This is a genomic window from Arthrobacter sp. Soil736 (assembly GCF_001428005.1).
In the GTDB taxonomy this organism is placed as follows: domain Bacteria; phylum Actinomycetota; class Actinomycetes; order Actinomycetales; family Micrococcaceae; genus Arthrobacter.
Genome location: NZ_LMSB01000034.1, coordinates 520,353 through 536,629 on the forward strand (window position 1 = coordinate 520,353; position 16,277 = coordinate 536,629).

Below are 16,277 nucleotides of genomic sequence, written 5' to 3' on the forward strand. Positions count from 1 at the left end.
CACCTGGCCCGCAGTGGCCCGGGCCTGCAGTGACCAAGCAGACGGGCGCCGCAGGCGGGCCGGGCTGTCAGCGGAGCCCAGCCTCGGCTAGGCTCGGAGCATGACGCGCGAGATCATCAGCACACCCGACGACGGCAAACTTGAGCTGTTCACCACGGGCGCGGAGCTCGCATCGGCGGGTTCCGGCGTCGTTATCGTCACGGCCTCCATGGTGACGGCTGCCGACTACACCCGCTTCGCCCAGAAGCTCAGCGCCGAACTGGGCCGTCCGGTCCACACCTTCAACCGCCGCGGCCGCGGCGAATCGTCCGAGCAGCCCGCGGACTACACGCTGGACGTCGACATCCGCGACCTCGCTGCCGTGATGAAGCACACGTCCAGCACCGACGTTTTCGGCCACAGTTTCGGCGGCGCCGTGGCGATTCACGCTGCCAGGACCCTCCCGGTGGAGCGGCTTGCCGTCTATGACCCGGCCGTTTCCGTCAACCACAGCGTCAAGGCTGACTGGACCACTGAATATGAACGCGCGACGGCGGCCGGAGACGACGACCGCGCCCTTGCCGTTTTGCAGCGCGGAATTGAGGCCGGCGGGGCGTTCTCGTCGCGCATGCCGCTGTCCATGCTGACCCTGGCCAACAAGCTCACGGCGGGCACCTCGGTGGGCAAACAGCAACGCGAGATGATGCGCACCGGCGTCCGTGAGATCAAGGCCATCATTGCCGCCGACATGCCGGCGGAGCCCTTTCTTGACCTGCCGCTGGAGACGCTCATCATTGTGGGCGAGAAGAGCCCCGCCTATTTCGGCGTGGCCTGCGGCCAGATCCACGACGTCCTGTCCGGCTCCAGCTACACCATCCTGCCGGGCTTCGGGCACGACGGCGTCAACCGCGCACCGGACAAGCTCATCACGGAACTCAGCGACTTCTTCGCCGGCTGACCTGACCCCGGCCGCCGGTTGAGCCCGTCGCAACCAGCGCGAACGGACACTTGAGGCCCTCTTCCAGCGGAAAATCAGGGCTTAAGTGTCCGTTCGCGCTCAGCGGGAGGGGCTTAAGTGTCCGTTCGCGCTCAGTGGCTGGCGGTGCCTGACGTCTTTCGCATCATGGCGGACAGGACGACCGCTGCAACGGCGATGATGGTGGCCGTCAGGAAAGCGGCATTCATCCCGGCGACGAGCCCGGATCCTGCCGAGACCACGGCGAAGATGGACACCAGCAGCGCCGTGCCGGCGGCACCGGCCACCTGCTGCAGGGTGCTCATGATGGCGGACCCGTGCGAGTACAGGTGCGGCGGCAGCGGATTCAGTCCGGTGGTGAAGGCCGGCGTGAACAGGAGCGCGAGCCCCAGGCTCAGGCCAACGTGCATGGCGATGATCCACCACACCGGGGTGCCTGCATTCAGCAGCGAGAACTGCCACAGCGCCAGCACCATGAGGGACGATCCCGTCACGGTGAGCGGCAAGGGGCCCACTTTGTCGAACAGCCGGCCGATCACCGGTCCGAGCAGGCCCATGGCGAGGCCGCCGGGCAGCAGCGCCAGCCCCGTCTCGAGGGACTTCAGGCCGCGGATTTCCTGCAAGTACAGCGGAAGCAGGATGACGGCACCAAACAGAGCCACCATGGCCACGACCATGAGCAGCACGGACACCGTGAACATGCGGAAATCGAATGCCCTCAGGTCCAGCAGCGGGGCCTCGGACTTTTGCAGCCGGAGCTGGCGCAGCACGAACGCCACGAGTCCGGCGACGCCGATGACCAGGGCTGCCACGGCGAGCGTGCTCGGTCCGCCATTGCCGCCGTGGCTTCCGCCGATCTGGCTGAGGCCGTACACCAGGCCGCCGAACGCGGGGATGGTCAGCGCCACGGACAGGAAGTCGAGCCTGGACTTCTCTGTTTCGCCGACGTTGGTCAGGAACCTGGCACCGATCGCCAGCGCCGCCAGCGCGATGGGCAGGACGAAGACAAACATGAAGCGCCAGGAGAAGTGCTCCAGGATCAGGCCAGAAACCGTGGGGCCCATGGCCGGCGCCACGGAAATGGCGATGCTGACGTTGCCCATGACTGCCCCGCGGCGCGACAGCGGCACCAAGGTGAGGATGGTGGTCATCAGCAGCGGCAGCATGATGGCGGTGCCGCCGGCCTGGACGATTCGCGCCAGCAGGAGGACTTCGAAGCCGGGCGCGGCGGCAGCCAGTGCGGTTCCGCCCGTGAAGAGGCCCATGGCCAGCAGGAAGACGGCGCGGGTGGACAGCCGCTGCAGGATGAAACCGGTGGTGGGGATCACCACCGCCATGGTCAGCATGAAGCCGGTGGAAAGCCATTGCACCGTGGGTGCGTCCACTCCCAGGTCCACCATGAGCCGCTGCAGGGCAACGTTCATGATGGTCTCGTTGAGGATCACCACGAAGGTGGCCACGAGCAGCGTGACGATGACGGTCACGGCCTCGCGGGACATCTTGTCAGCCGGCAACCCTCCGGTTGGGGCTGGGGCGGCCTGCTTCGTTTCGGTGACCGCTCCGGATGGCGGGTTCAACGAGGCGTCTGGCTCGCGCACGGGTTCACCGTGGGAATTTGACGTGACTTCGGTAGACATGGAGAGACCCTCGGGGTGTTGGGAGTGATGGCTTGCGGACACCGCCGCTGCAGACTCCAACAGTGTAAGGGCCGGACTCATTCCCGTACATGGGCATGAGTGTTACGCCGGCAGGTAGGTGCCGTGCCCCGCTGTGGGGCTAGGAGCTGAGCGGCACGTTGTCGATGAGCCGCACGGCACCTACCTTGGCCGCAACGATCGCCAGTCCTTCGCCGCGGAACGGAGTCTCCCGGCAGTTCTCGGCCAGCGGTTCCAGCGTTCCGGGATCCACCACGTCGAGGTAGTCCAGTTCGACCAGCCGCTGGGATTCGATGAGGGCCCGGGCCGACTCCACATCGAGGGCCTCGTTCGCGTTGGCCCGGTCTTCAATAAGCCGCAGCGAACGCGACAGCACCAGGGCGGCTTCGCGTTCCTCGTCCGAGAGGAAGCGGTTGCGGCTGGACAGCGCCAGGCCGTCTTCCGAGCGGACCGTGGGCACGGCGACGATCTCCACGGGAAAGTTCAGGTCAGCCACCATCCGCCGGACCAGGGCAAGCTGCTGGGCGTCCTTCTGCCCGAAGTAGGCCCGGTAGCGCGGCAGTCCTCCTCCGGCGCCGGTGACGAACGCACCGTTGCCCGGGAGTCCCGTGCCGGGGGTCCCCAAATGGAGCAGCTTCGCCACGACGGTAAGGGCGCCGTCGAAATGCCCGGGACGGGACGCGCCTTCCCATTTATCGCCCAGCGCGCCGGCCGTGATCCGGACCATTGGCCTGCCGCCGGGGTACATTTCCTCCACCGACGGGGCGAACACCAGGTCCACTCCCTGTTCCTCGAGCAGGGCCATGTCGGCCTCGAGCGTCCGCGGATAGCGCTCCAGGTCCGCCGCTTCTCCGAACTGCAGCGGGTTCACGAAGATGGACGCCACCACCACGTCGTTCTGTTCGACGGCGGCCCGCGCCAGCCGCACGTGCCCCTCGTGCAGGGCGCCCATGGTGGGCACCAGCCCCTGGGAGGAGCCACGTTTCTGGGTCAGGAGCAAGCGGCTCTGGGCACGGAGCGACGCTCCGGTGGTCACAAGTCGGATTCCCATTTCAATGTCCTCCCGGGGCCTGGGGGCCGTCGTCATCTGTGCTGTCAAGGGCGTTGCGGATGCCGTCCAGCTGGTCCGGTTTCAGCAGCCCCCGCCCTTCGGCCCGCCGCGCTGTTGCCCGCGCCATGGCCAGGTACGCCTCGAGGATGTCGCCGTCGTGCTCCCGGAGCGCCCGCGCGTGAGCGGCCACGGTTCCCGCGTCACCGCGGGCCACGGGTCCGGTGAGCGCGGACTCGCCGGAGGCGAGCGCGTTCTCCAAGGTGGCCCGCAGCAGCGGGCCGAGCATGCGTTCCGGCGCGTCCACGCCCACTTCGCGGAGCAGCTGCGATGCCTGCGCCACGAGGGTCACCAGGTGGTTGGAGCCGTGCGCGAGGGCTGCGTGGTAGATGACGCGGTCGCCCTCGGCGATGACCACGGGTTCCGCGCCCATCTCCACCACAAGGGCCTGGGCGATGGGCAGCATGGCGGCATCCGCCGTGACGCCGAACGTGCAGTCCAGGAGCCGGGTCAGGTCAAGGCTCATGCCGGTGAAGGTCATGGCCGGATGCAGCGCCAGCGGCACGGCTCCGGCGGCGCGCACAGGATGGAGAACGCCGACGCCGAAGCGGCCGGACGTGTGTGCCACGAGCTGCCCCGGCTGCCAGGCGCCGAGTTTGGCCAGCCCCGCCACGAGCCCTTCCAGGGCGTCGTCCGGGACGGCCAGCAGCACCAGTTCCGAGCGCTCCACGATGTCCTGGACGTCGAGCACCGGGACTCCGGGGAGCAGCGTTTCGGCCCGCTCCCTACTTGCGTCAGAGACGGCGGAAACGCCGACGACGGCGTGTTCGGCCGCGCGCAGAGCCGCGCCCAGGACCGCGCCGACCTTGCCGGCCCCGATGATTCCGACGCCGAGGCGTCCGGGCTTAGCCACGTTGCGGGCCTTCCTGTTGAGGTGGATTGGACGCCCGGGGCGAGGCGCGCTGATCGAGCAACCGCTGATCGAGCTTGGGGCCACGCCAGCCGGGTTCCCTAGGCGAGCTTGCGAGCTTAGGGGGCTGGTGGGGAGCGAGATCTCCGGTTTCGACAGGCTCAACCAGCGGGGCAGGCTCAACCGGCGGTGCGGGCTCAACCAGCGGGGCCACCTGCGCGAGCCAGTGTTCGCTGGTCTGCCGTTTGCGGGCGGCGCGGGCGCGGGCTGCCTGGGCGTCGAAGAGGGCCAGGGCCTCCACAACGTCCGCCTGGATGACCCGCGGGGTCACCGGACCGGCCGTGGTGTGGAGCACGAGGTCGGCCAGCCTAAACCTCCGCGCCAGCGGCCCCTGGTGCAGCGCCATCGACTGGGTGCGCTGGTGCGGCACCACCACGAGTTGGCGCCACCAGCGTCCCGATCGCATCAGCAGGGCGGTGTCTGTCGCGGCGAAGCCGTTGCGCCGCCAGCCGAGGGGCGCCAGGAGGCGGGCCCGGCGCGGCGTGGTGACAAAGCCGCCGTCGGAATCGAGGCCGTTCAGCCCGCACCGGAAAACCCGCAGGGGCTCGGCGGTGCCGGGATCCGGCAGGACCAGGGCCAGCATGTTCAGGACGTCACCGATCTTCCCGACCGGCAGCAGGGTGGTGCGGGATCCTGCCTCGCCGTTGTTGCCGGCGGCCCCGTACCCGGCGACGTTGACCTGCATCCGGTACCAGCCGAAGATCCGCCACAGCGGCGGCTGCACCACCCTCAGCGCCTGGATCCTGCCCGGCGGAAGGGTCTGCGCCTGAGTGTCCAGGAGCCCGTACCGGAGCCGGATGCCGTCCGGGGAAATTGCCGCGGTGAAGTTGTAGCCCTTGTGGAAGGAGCTCCAGTAGGCGGCGATCAGGCCGAGCGCCGCCGGGATCAGGTACAGGAAGAAGCCTCTGTTCTCGGTGACCGCGGACAGCACCACGGACGTCACAGCGCCCAGCACCACGAAGACGCTCTGCTCGCTGAGCAGCAGGGAACCGATCAGGCGCGACGGCGGGACCTGCAGGACCTGCTGCTCCGGCGCCTCCGGCGCGGCGGCTTCAGGACGCCCGGGATCGGGTTCAACACCCGATGCGCGGGCCAGGATGGTGGCCCGCAGCTGCCGGGCATCGTCCATCCGCAGGTACGCGAGCCTGACCGCTGACTCGCCGGCGTCCGCCACCTCGAATTTCAGTTCCGCGAGTCCAAAGATCCTCGCCAGCAGGGGCTGGACGATGTCGATCGCCTGGACCCTGTCGAGCCGGGCCTGCCGCTGCTGCTTGAACAGGAAGCCCGTGTTGACGCGGACATAGCCTTCCGCCACCTGGTACCGGGTGAAATACCAGGACAGGATGAACCCGAGAACCGCCAGCACCAGGACCAGGGCCCCGCCGGCCAGGAGCCACGGGGCCCGGCCGGCAATCTGGCCGTCCACGAGCGGCTCGCCCTGGAGCATCCTCTCGAAGGTGTCCCGCCCGAAGAAGTACCCGATAGCAGCCAGCGCCACCCAGCCCCGCACGAACGGCGAGGCCGGATGCACCCGCAGCCACTCGCCGTCGTACTTTTCGCCGGGAACAGCCATGGGACCGCCGGCGGTCACAGCCCGGCCAGCCTGGCTTCACCGCGCGCTGAGAGCTGTTCGCGCAGGCGTGCGCCTTCCTCGGCGGGAAGCCCGGGGATCGAGGCGTTGGTTGAGGCTGACGCCGTGTGCAGCGTCAGCGTGCACAGCCCCAGCCACCGTTCCACCGGCCCGACGCTGATGTCCACGTACTGCATGCGTCCGTACGGGACCACCATGACGCGCTGAAAGAAGATGCCGCCGCGGATCAGGAGGTCGTCGTCACGCTCCGCATAACCGATGGCGCGCACCTGGCGCGGAATCACGACCAGGCGCCACAGCGCGAGCACCAGCATGAACGCGGGCACGGCGACGGCGAGCCAGAGGGGCGGCCACGTCCACCAGCCGAGCAGGATGAGGAGCAGGGGCAGGCTCAGCAGGGCAACCACGATGAGGTTTCCAAAGGCCCATTCGGCCAGGCGGACCGTGACGTATTTGGGGGAAACGCGCAGCCACGTGATCCCCGGCGGATCAATCGCCGCGGTATGCATACTCGCCTTCCCCTTTTGCCTTGCCGCGGTGGCCCTGGCCGGGCAGGCCCTGCGCCGAATCGGTGTCGCCGTCCTCGGGCGGGATCTTGCAGAAGCGTTCGACGACGAGTCCCACCACCACCATGACCAGGCCTCCGCCCGCCATGGCGAAGGCAACCCAGGTGATGTCCTGGGTGCTGCGCAGGCTCCAGACCCGCAGCTGGTCCACGAAAATTCCGGCGTGCCAGCCCAGCAGGACGGATCCCGCGTACGCGCAGGCCTGCGCGAGCACAAGGGTCCTCGCGGCGAGGATCGGATTGAGCGGGGCCCTCTTCTTGGTGCCGTTGCTCTTTTTGGTGCTGTTGCGCCAGCGCAGGACCCTGATGCCCAGGACCAGGGTGAGGGCGACGATAACGCCCATCGTGACGAGGGCGGTGACCGGCAGCACCGGAGTGGCCATGCCGTAGCGGCTGGTCAGGACGGTCGCGGACCAGCCCGCAACGGCCACGGCCAGTCCGACCACGGCAAGCAGGAGCGGGTTCATGGGCTTCACGTCCTTACACCGCCCCCGCTGTGGGCACTCCGTTGAAGTCCCCGAAGCCGTCGAACGGGGTGAGGTCAGGGAAGTCGGCGGCCTTGGCCGCCAGCTCGCCGACGCGCACACCATTCAGGGTGGCCGAAGGTTCGATCACGGACCACGGGTAGAGCACGAACGCCCGCTCCGCCGCGCGGGGATGCGGAACCGTGAGCACGGGATCGGAGCTTTGCAGGTCGCCGTACACGATGATGTCGACGTCGAGCGTCCGCGGGCCCCAGTGCACCTCGCGGACCCTGAGGTGCTTGTTCTCCACCGCCTGGCAGTGCTTAAGGAGCTCCAGCGGCTCGAGGGACGTTTCCACGGAAATAACCATGTTGAGGAAGTCCGGCTGGCCGGCCGGGCCGCCCACGGCTTTGGTCTGCACCACCGGCGACACCGCGAGCAGCCGCACCTCCGGCCGGTCGACGAGGTCCGCCACGGCTTCGGTCAGCGTGTCGTTCCGTTCTCCGAGGTTGCTGCCCAGGGCGAGCACCGCCCGCGTGTACTGGGTGTTCATGGGCGCTCCCGGTAGACACTGACGGCGACGTCCCCGAAGGGAACCTCGATTGGGGCTTTTGGCTTGTGCACCGTGATCTCCACGGCTTCGATCTTGAATTCCTTGAGCAGGCCCTCGGCCATGCGCACTGCCAGGGCCTCAATCAGGTTCAGGGGCTCACCGGTGATCCAGTCCGTGATCCGTCCTGCCACCTCGCCATAGTGGGCAGTGTCCCGGACATCGTCCGACGCCGCGGCCTGGCTGAAATCCAGGTGCAGCACGGCGTCAACAACAAACGGCTGGCCCTCGCGGCGTTCAAAGTCGAACACCCCGTGGTAGCCCGTGGCCGTGACACCGCTCAGTGAGATCCTGTCCATCGTGCCTGCCTGCTCAGTGGCCGGGACTGGGGGCCATGCGGGCCGCGACCTTGACGGCGTCCAGGCTGGATCCGACGTCGTGCACGCGGACAGCCCACGCTCCGCGGGCTGCGCTGATAGCCGTGATGGCGGCGGTGGCGGCGTCGCGCTCCTCCGGGAGCGCGGCCTTGCCGGACACCGTGAGGAGCGTGCCGAGGAAACGCTTGCGGGAAGCGCCCACGAGGACCTTGTGCCCCATCGCCTCGAGCCGCCCGAGGTTTCCGAGGAGCTCCCAGTTCTGCTCGTCCGTCTTGGAGAAGCCGATGCCCGGGTCAATGATGATCTGCTCGGGCAGCACGCCTGCTGCGTAGAGCTTGTCCCGGACGCCGCTGAGCTCGGAGACGACGTCGTTCGCGACGTCGTCATACTCCGTCAGGGAGGTCATGGTCTTGGCGTCGCCGCGGCGGTGCGTCAGGACATACGGTGCCTTGCGCGCGGCCACGAGCTCGGCCATTCCCGGTTCGATGCTGAGACCGGAGATGTCGTTGATGATCGCGGCGCCGGCGTCCAGGGCGGCTTCCGCCGTGGAGACGTGGGTGGTGTCGATGCTGACCAGCGCACCGGCCTTGACCAGGGCCTCAATGACCGGCAGGACCCGCCGCTGCTCCTCGTCGGGGCTGACTTCCTCCGCGCCCGGGCGCGTGGATTCACCGCCGACGTCGATGATGTCGGCTCCCGCGTAAAACATCCGCAGGCCGGCGGCGATGGCGGTGTCCGGCGTCGGGTGCTTGCCGCCGTCGCTGAACGAGTCCGGGGTGACGTTCAGGATGCCCATCACCAGCGTGCGGCCGGTGGGCAGGTCTTCGAATTTGGCTGCCGGCCGCGGTTTGCGCAGGACGGGCAGGGGTGATGTAGCGGGTCCGGTTCCAGGTGCTGCAGCTAGGGAATCCATAGTCTGTTTATTACCTTCCGAGTATGAGGCTCATGGCTTCGGCACGGGTGGCCGGGTCATGAAGTTGCCCGCGGACCGCGCTTGTGACGGTTTTGGCCCCGGGCTTGCGGATGCCGCGCATGGACATGCACATGTGTTCGCATTCCACGACCACGATGGCTCCGCGCGGCTTGAGGTGCGTGACCAGTGCCTCGACGATCTGAGTGGTGAGGCGCTCCTGCACCTGCGGCCGGCGGGCGAAAATATCCACCAGCCGTGCAAGTTTGCTCAGTCCCGTGACCTTGCCCTCGTGGGAGGGGATGTAGCCCACATGCGCCACCCCGTGGAACGGAACCAGGTGGTGTTCGCAGGTGGAGTAGAACGGGATGTCCTTCACCAGCACCAGTTCCTCGTGGTCGAGGTCGAAGGTGGTGGAAAGGACGCTTCCCGGATCCTGGTGCAGGCCGGCAAAGACCTCGGCATAAGCCTTGGCCACGCGCCGCGGGGTGTCATGCAGGCCGCCGCGGTCCGGATCCTCGCCGATGGCCAGCAGGATTTCCCGCACCGCCGCTTCAATCCGCGGCCTGTCCACCTTGTGGTGCCGGCCGGATCCGCCCTCCGCTGAGTGATCGGCGGAGGCGGAATGGTCGTCGTCGTCGAAGTGAGTCACACCAAAGAGCTTAGCCGTGGTGGCCGTCTGGACCGGCCTCCGTGACTCCGCTTTGGAAGGAGGCGTCCTCCGAAACACCTTGGGAATGCGGCGGCAGCGCGTCCAGCGGCTCTTCCAGCCGGGCTTCCTTCGCTTCTTCCTGGGCCTCGCGTTCGGCCTTCTCCAGCCGGGACTCCACCGGGCCGGCCGTCTGGACGGGCCGGGTCTCCTTGGACAGCCACACTTCGCGGAAGTCGCGCTTGCGGATGTCGCGGAAGACGTGCGCGATTTCGGCCTGGTTCAGGGTCTCCCGTTCGAGCAGTTCCAGCGCCAGCTGGTCCAGCACGTCGCGGTTTTCCGTGAGGATGGCGTAGGCCTCGTCATGGGCCTGGTCGATCAGGCGGCGGACTTCCTCATCCACGATGTAGGCGATCTGGTCCGAGTAGTTGCGCTCGTGGCTGGCGTCCCGGCCGAGGAACGGCTCGCCGCCGCCCTGGCCCAGCCGGACCGCGCCCACACGCTCGCTCATGCCATACTGCGTGACCATCTGGCGGGCCGTGGCCGTGGCCTTCTCGATGTCGTTCGAGGCGCCGGTGGACGGATCGTGGAAGACGATCTCCTCGGCAACACGGCCGCCCATGGCGTAGGCCATCTGGTCGAGCAGCTCGTTGCGGGTGATGGAGTACTTGTCGGTCTCCGGCACAACCATGGTGTAGCCCAGTGCGCGCCCGCGGGGCAGGATGGTGATCTTGGTGACCGGTGCCGAGTTACGCAGGGCCGCGGCAACCAGCGCGTGGCCGCCTTCGTGGTAGGCCGTGATCTTGCGCTCGTGTTCCTTCATGACCCGGCTGCGCTTCTGCGGCCCGGCCATGACGCGGTCAATGGCCTCGTCCAGCGCACGGTCATCGATCAGGTTGGCGTTGGAGCGGGCGGTCAGCAGGGCCGCCTCATTCAGCACGTTGGCCAGGTCCGCACCTGTGTAACCGGGTGTTTTCTTGCCCACTGCCTTGAGGTCCACGTCCGGCGCCATGGGCTTGCCCTTGGAGTGCACCTCAAGGATCTGGACGCGGCCCACGAGGTCCGGCGCTTCAACGGAAATCTGCCGGTCGAAGCGGCCCGGGCGGAGCAGCGCCGGGTCCAGGACGTCGGGCCGGTTGGTGGCGGCGATGAGGATGACGTTGGTCTTGACGTCGAAGCCGTCCATTTCAACCAGCAGCTGGTTGAGGGTCTGCTCGCGTTCGTCGTTGCCGCCGCCGATGCCCGCACCGCGGTGGCGGCCGACGGCGTCGATCTCGTCCACGAAGATGATGGCGGGTGCGTTGGACTTGGCCTGCTCGAAGAGATCGCGGACGCGGGAAGCGCCAACGCCGACGAACATTTCAACGAAGTCCGATCCCGAGATGGAGAAGAACGGCACGCCGGCCTCGCCTGCGACGGCCCGGGCCAGCAGGGTCTTGCCGGTGCCCGGAGGACCGTACAGCAGCACGCCCTTGGGGATCTTCGCGCCCACAGCCTGGAACTTGGCAGGTTCTGCAAGGAACTCCTTGATCTCCTGGAGCTCCTCCACGGCTTCGTCGGCACCCGCGACGTCCACGAAGGTCACCTGCGGCATGTCCTTGTTGACCATCTTGGCCTTGGACTTGCCGAACTGCATGACCTTCGAGCCGCCGCCCTGCATGCGTGACAGCAGGAACCAGAACAGGACTCCGAGCAGCAGCACCGGGATCAGCAGCGAGAACAGGCCAGACAGCCAATTGCTCTCCACCGGCTGGTCCGTGTAGCCCTTGGAGGGGTTCGAGTCGGTAACGGCTTTGACCACGTCCGGGCCGCGGTCGTTGACGAAGAAGAACTGGACATTCTTGCCCTTGTCCTGGCCGTCGATGACCAGGTTGTCCTTCAGGACCAGGTCCACGCGGTTTTCGCCGTCGAAGATCTTGGCCTGTTCCACCTTGCCGCTCTGGGCAAGAAGCTCAAGGCCCGGCTGGGTGTCGATCCGTGTCGCACCGCCCGGAGCCAACGTTGCAAAGGCCAGCAGGAGCATGCCGACCACAACAATGATCCAGATGCCCGGGCCTTTGAAGAAACTCTTAGCTTTCATCTGTTCGGGGGCTGGCCCCGTCCCTCCTGGTAGTGCTGCACGGCGCGTGGACTGCGCGCGTGTGGTGCTGCTTCGCTTCTAGCTATACACCGTCCGGAGTAGATCACGCACGATGTAGGGGAAAAGTTCCCTCTGGGCGTAGCACGGCGCGTGGGGCGCGCCCGTTGGTGCGGCAGGCAGGCCTGACGCCGGGCCCGTCCGCCGGGCCGGCCGCTCGCGCATTTCTGCACCACTTCCGGCGCCGGCAGGATCCGGGCTCCGCGGATTGGATGGGCCCGGCCCCGTCCTCCGCGGCCAAAGAGGTGCAGAAATGCCGGACGGTGCCGCCGCCACTCCCCCTCCACAGCCCGCCTCACTCCCCTCCACAGCCGCGAAACGGGCCGGTTGTCCACATAGCCAGCCCGGCGACTGCCGCAATTCCGGGGCACAGTGCAGGCTGAACACCATGCTTCCTGCGGATTTCCTCACCGGGCAGGGCGGGGTGGCCAGGCTCGCGCACCTCCGAAGGGCAGGCTTCACGCGGGCTCAGATCGACCACGCAGTGGACTCCGGCCTGATTCTCAAACACCGGCACGGGGTCTACCGCCTGCCCCAGGCCGATCCGGACTTCATCCGCGCCTATGAGCTCAACGCCGCGGTCACCTGCGTCTCAGCCGCGGGCCACTACGCGCTGTGGACCATTCGGGCTCCGGACCGTCCACACCTGGCAGCCTCCCACCGCCGCCTCCCCGCCGGCCCCCTTGCCCACAGGATCAGCGGAAATGTCTCGACGCTGCTTCCTCCGGTCCTGCCCTTGAAGGACGTCCTGGTTCATTGCCTCCAATGCCTGCCTGAACTTGAGGCCCTCGTGATGGTGGAGTGCGCCTACAACCGTGGCGAGACCGATCCGGATTTTTTGCGGCGGCTGCTGCCGGGCGCCCGCAACGGCCGGGCACGTGCGGTCCTGGATCTCGTCGAACGCGGGTCGGATTCGCTGCTTGAGACGGTCGCCCGCGTGCTGTTCCGGAGGCACGGCTTCGACGTCCGCACGCAGGTCTACCTTGAGGGCATCGGCTATGTGGACTTCCTCATCAACGGCTGCCTCATTGTCGAGATCGACGGCGTGGGCTTCCACCTCAACAAGCCGCAGTTCAAGAAGGACATCCGGCGGAACAACGTTGGTGCAGCAACCGGCTACCGCGTCCTGAGATACCTTTACGAGGACGTGCTGCACCGCCCCGACGAGATGCTGGAACAGATCCGCCTGGCCCTGGCCACGCCGCCACGGACCTCCTGCTGACGGCCGCTTTTCCCCTGCCCGGGCTCCCCCAGCCGGCCGCGAAGGCTCGGCCTCTGCATTTTTGCACCCTATTAACCACCTCACGCCGCCATCTTAACCGCCTCACGCCGCCATCGAGCCCTTGTTTCCAAGGTTCGACGGCGGCGTGGAAGCCCAAAGCGGAGCAGAAATGCGCAGTCCGCGGGAAAAGAGGCCCGCTTACTCGTATACGTGCGGGGCCAGCGTGCCCACGAAGTCCAGGTTGCGGTACTTTTCGGCGTAGTCCAGACCGTAGCCCACCACGAATTCATTGGGGATGTCGTAGCCGACGTACTTGACGTCGATCTGCACCTTCGCGGCCGTCGGCTTACGGAAGGCCGTGCAGACTTCCACGGAAGCGGTGCCGCGGGACTCGAGGTTGGTCTTCAGCCAGGACAGCGTGAGGCCGGAGTCGATGATGTCCTCGACAATGAGCACGTCCTTGCCCATGAGGTCGGTGTCGAGGTCCTTCAGGATGCGCACCACGCCGGAGGACTGCGTGCCGGAGCCATAGGAAGAAACGGCCATCCAGTCCATGGAGATGTGGCTGTGCAGTGCACGTGCAAGGTCCGCCATGACCATGACCGCGCCCTTGAGCACGCCCACGATCAGGATTTCACGGCCTTCGTAGTCTTTGTCGATCTGCGCCGCGAGCTCGGTGATGCGCTGCTGGATCTGTTCCTTGGTGTAGAGAACGTGTTTAAGGTCTGCCTGGACGTCGGATGAATCCACCAATAGCTCCTGTGTAGATGCGGGGATGTGTAGATGCTGGTGCGACTATTTACGGATCGGTTTTCGAAGCCGGAATACAAGCTTCCCACAGCGTGCGCCCTCGCGGGGAACCCCGGCGGCGCCGCCCTGCTTCCCGTCCCGTTCGCCTGCCAGCAGCTGGGCAAGCGAAAGACGGTAGACGCTCACTCCGCCGGGCAGCTCCACGGGTCCGGCCGAACCCTGCCGGCGAAGCAGCGCTTCCGCGGCGAGGAGCCGCTGGTAGCTGGGCTGCTGGCCGCCGACGTCGGCGGCGGCCTTGGCGATCACCCGGAACCTGATGGCCGGCGACAGTTCGTTGAGGGCCGCCTCCGGCAGGCTGACGTCGTGACCGGCGCGCTCTGCGAGCCCGGCATAGGTGTTGTTGGCCACCTCCTCCAGATAGTCCGCGTCCAGCTGGAGGATCGCGGCGGTCCGGGCAAGGGACTCCGCAACGCCGGGGCCCAGCTTTTCCTCGAGCAGCGGCATGACTTCCACGCGGGTCCGGGAGCGGGCAAAGGCAGGGTCCGAGTTGCTGGGATCGTGCCAGGGTTCGAGCTCCTCGGCACGGCAGATCTCCACGGTGTCCGCGCGCCGGAGGCCCAGGAAGGGCCGCAGCAGCTTCCCGCGCACGGGCCGCATGCCGGCCAGCGACCTGGTGCCGGAGCCGCGCGCGAGGCCGAGCAGCACCTGCTCGGCCTGGTCATCGAGGGTGTGCCCCAGGAGAATCGCGTCCGCGCCCCACTCGGCCGCTGCGGCTTCCAGCGCGGCATGCCGTGCGTCCCGGGCTGCCGCCTCCGGGCCCACACCGCTGGAAGCTACGTCCACGGTGCGGATCTGAACCGGGCTGAGGCCAAGTTCCCTGAGGGTTTCCGCCGCACGGGCTGCCACGTCCGCGGAACCGGGTTGCAGCTGGTGGTCCACCACCACTGCTCCCACAGCTACCGGGTGGCCGTCCACGTGGCCGCGGCGGGCGAAATAGGCGGCAACGGCGGCGAGGGCCAGCGAATCGGGGCCTCCGCTGCAGGCCACGAGGATCCGTTCCGGGTAGCCGGCCTGGGACAGCGCTTCCTGCAGCATCTTCCGCGCTGTGCCAAGGACGGGGGCCAGCCGGCCGGGCCTGCGCCGTCCGGTACGGGCGGGGCTGCCGCCGCCGGAATCGGGCATGGAGGCGGCGGTTGATGCGCCCTGCACGGAAACTAGAGCCCCATCCTGTCGATCCAGATCTTGGCGTCGTGGATCTCCGGTTCGGTGGGGAGGTTCTCCGCCCCTTCCCAGACCCGGTTGAAGCCTTCCATTCCTGCCACTTCCACCACGGCGCGGACAAACTTGGCGCCGTCGCTGTACTGCCGCATCTTGGCGTCAAGGCCCAAGAGGCTGCGGATGAACTTCTCCATGGCGCCCCTGTCCTTGCCGCGGGCGTTGAAACGCTGCCTGATGGTCTTCACGGAGGGCACGATGCTCGCATCCACAGCGTCCATCACCACGTTGGCGTGGCCCTCGAGGAGGCTCATTACGGCGGTGAGGCGGGACAGTGCGGCCTTCTCTTCGGGGTTCTGCAGGAGGTCCAGGATAGCGCCCCTGCCGGGCGTGGTGCCTGAGGCGGTGCGGTCCTTCAGCGACCGGGCAGCCGCCGACGCCCGCTCCATGAGCGAGTCGACGTTGCCCAGAAGATGTCCGCTGAGGTTGTCGATCTCGCTCAGCATGTGGTGCCGGAGCCAGGGCGCCGCGGCGAACTGCACGCGGTGCGTCTGCTCGTGGAGGCACACCCAGAGCCGGAAGTCCTCGGGGTTCACGTTGAGCTCGCGCTCCACGGCGATGATGTTCGGGGCCACGAGCAGCAGGCGCCCGCCGGACGGTGCATGGGAACCTTCGGCGAGTGCGGCGAACGGATCGTACTGGCCCAGCACCTTGCTCGAAAGGAACGCCAGCACCGCGCCCAGCTGGCTGCCGGTGATGGCTCCGCTGACAGCCGCAGCACCGGGGCTGATGTTCCCCCTGCGGTTCTCCAGCATTTTTTCGATGGCGGGCTTCAGCATCACCGCGAAGCTCTGCGTGTTGGCTTTGGCCCAGGAGGCGCGGTCCACCACCAGGACCGAAGAGTCGCGGAGATCGCGCGCGGCCTCCAGCCCCGTGATGTGGTGAACGTGGGGCACCGATGCATCGGCCAGTGTGCGCAGCTGGTCCACGGCTTCGCCGATCTCCCTGGCGCTCAGTGAAGGGCCCGCGGGAGCAAGCCGTGCTGCTGTGGACGCGGCAAGGTCCCAATTGATCAGGCCCTGGGCCGGTGCTGTTGTCTGGCCTGCAGTTGACTCCATACGCACCATCAGAACACACGCGCCCGGCAACGCGCCTTAAAGTTCGCTCACCGGCGAACAGCCGGCAACCGGGCCCGGCGCCGGCAGGCAGCGGTGTTTGA

The 16,277-nt window shown here is 67.6% G+C and carries 16 protein-coding genes; 2 read left to right on the forward strand and 14 right to left on the reverse strand.

From position 1 onward, the window contains the following. Nucleotides 1–100 precede the first annotated feature (100 nt). Nucleotides 101–937 (forward strand): alpha/beta hydrolase, encoded by an 837-nt coding sequence (locus ASG92_RS19410; RefSeq protein WP_056631945.1) that lies wholly within the window; start codon nucleotides 101–103, stop codon nucleotides 935–937. A gap of 131 nt (nucleotides 938–1,068) precedes the next feature. Here ASG92_RS19410 and ASG92_RS19415 read toward each other — a convergent pair whose 3' ends face one another. From ASG92_RS19415 to ftsH, 11 genes are all read right to left on the reverse strand, one after another. After that, nucleotides 1,069–2,592, reverse strand: coding sequence for an MDR family MFS transporter (locus ASG92_RS19415; RefSeq protein ID WP_056631948.1), 1,524 nt, complete (start codon nucleotides 2,590–2,592; stop codon nucleotides 1,069–1,071). 139 nt (nucleotides 2,593–2,731) lie between these two features. After that, nucleotides 2,732–3,661, reverse strand: a complete 930-nt coding sequence (locus ASG92_RS19420; protein WP_056631951.1) for a pantoate--beta-alanine ligase — start codon at nucleotides 3,659–3,661, stop codon at nucleotides 2,732–2,734. A 1-nt stretch (nucleotide 3,662) separates the two neighbouring features. After that, nucleotides 3,663–4,571, reverse strand: coding sequence for a DUF2520 domain-containing protein (locus ASG92_RS19425; protein ID WP_056631953.1), 909 nt, complete (start codon nucleotides 4,569–4,571; stop codon nucleotides 3,663–3,665). Continuing rightward, complete coding sequence (locus tag ASG92_RS19430) at nucleotides 4,564–6,201, reverse strand: PH domain-containing protein (protein ID WP_082579622.1); 1,638 nt, start codon at nucleotides 6,199–6,201, stop codon at nucleotides 4,564–4,566. The genes ASG92_RS19425 and ASG92_RS19430 overlap by 8 nt, the downstream gene beginning before the upstream one ends. A gap of 14 nt (nucleotides 6,202–6,215) precedes the next feature. After that, nucleotides 6,216–6,728: a PH domain-containing protein gene (locus ASG92_RS19435; RefSeq protein ID WP_056631959.1), complete on the reverse strand. Its 513-nt coding sequence runs from the start codon at nucleotides 6,726–6,728 to the stop codon at nucleotides 6,216–6,218. After that, the gene (locus ASG92_RS19440; RefSeq protein ID WP_056631962.1) at nucleotides 6,709–7,260 is read right to left on the reverse strand and encodes a DUF3180 domain-containing protein; all 552 of its coding nucleotides are present in this window, start codon (nucleotides 7,258–7,260) and stop codon (nucleotides 6,709–6,711) included. The genes ASG92_RS19435 and ASG92_RS19440 overlap by 20 nt, the downstream gene beginning before the upstream one ends. 4 nt (nucleotides 7,261–7,264) lie before the next feature. Then, a complete protein-coding gene (gene folK / locus ASG92_RS19445; protein WP_056631965.1) occupies nucleotides 7,265–7,801 on the reverse strand; it encodes a 2-amino-4-hydroxy-6-hydroxymethyldihydropteridine diphosphokinase in 537 nt (178 codons plus the stop codon). Further along, nucleotides 7,798–8,157 (reverse strand): dihydroneopterin aldolase, encoded by a 360-nt coding sequence (folB, locus tag ASG92_RS19450; protein WP_056631968.1) that lies wholly within the window; start codon nucleotides 8,155–8,157, stop codon nucleotides 7,798–7,800. The genes folK and folB overlap by 4 nt, the downstream gene beginning before the upstream one ends. Before the next feature lie 13 nt (nucleotides 8,158–8,170). Then, on the reverse strand, nucleotides 8,171–9,088 hold the full coding sequence (gene folP / locus ASG92_RS19455) for a dihydropteroate synthase (RefSeq protein WP_056631971.1): 918 nt from the start codon (nucleotides 9,086–9,088) through the stop codon (nucleotides 8,171–8,173). Nucleotides 9,089–9,098: 10 nt separating this feature from the next. After that, nucleotides 9,099–9,737 carry a GTP cyclohydrolase I FolE gene (gene folE / locus ASG92_RS19460; protein ID WP_056631974.1) on the reverse strand — a complete coding sequence of 213 codons (639 nt, stop codon included), beginning with the start codon at nucleotides 9,735–9,737 and terminating at the stop codon, nucleotides 9,099–9,101. A gap of 10 nt (nucleotides 9,738–9,747) precedes the next feature. After that, on the reverse strand, nucleotides 9,748–11,814 hold the full coding sequence (gene ftsH, locus ASG92_RS19465) for an ATP-dependent zinc metalloprotease FtsH (RefSeq protein ID WP_056631976.1): 2,067 nt from the start codon (nucleotides 11,812–11,814) through the stop codon (nucleotides 9,748–9,750). A 445-nt stretch (nucleotides 11,815–12,259) separates the two neighbouring features. On the opposite strand from ftsH, the gene ASG92_RS19470 reads away from it, so the two are divergent. Beyond that, on the forward strand, nucleotides 12,260–13,093 hold the full coding sequence (locus ASG92_RS19470; RefSeq protein ID WP_056631981.1) for a type IV toxin-antitoxin system AbiEi family antitoxin domain-containing protein: 834 nt from the start codon (nucleotides 12,260–12,262) through the stop codon (nucleotides 13,091–13,093). 198 nt (nucleotides 13,094–13,291) lie between these two features. Here the strand turns inward: ASG92_RS19470 and hpt are convergent, their stop codons facing one another. The 3 genes from hpt to ASG92_RS19485 form a co-directional block, all read right to left on the reverse strand. Continuing rightward, nucleotides 13,292–13,843 carry a hypoxanthine phosphoribosyltransferase gene (hpt, locus tag ASG92_RS19475; RefSeq protein ID WP_056631984.1) on the reverse strand — a complete coding sequence of 184 codons (552 nt, stop codon included), beginning with the start codon at nucleotides 13,841–13,843 and terminating at the stop codon, nucleotides 13,292–13,294. A gap of 45 nt (nucleotides 13,844–13,888) precedes the next feature. After that, nucleotides 13,889–14,938 (reverse strand): tRNA lysidine(34) synthetase TilS, encoded by a 1,050-nt coding sequence (gene tilS / locus ASG92_RS19480; RefSeq protein ID WP_200952022.1) that lies wholly within the window; start codon nucleotides 14,936–14,938, stop codon nucleotides 13,889–13,891. Between the two features lie 119 nt (nucleotides 14,939–15,057). Further along, complete coding sequence (locus ASG92_RS19485) at nucleotides 15,058–16,176, reverse strand: zinc-dependent metalloprotease (RefSeq protein ID WP_056631987.1); 1,119 nt, start codon at nucleotides 16,174–16,176, stop codon at nucleotides 15,058–15,060. Between the last annotated feature and the right edge of the window lie 101 nt (nucleotides 16,177–16,277).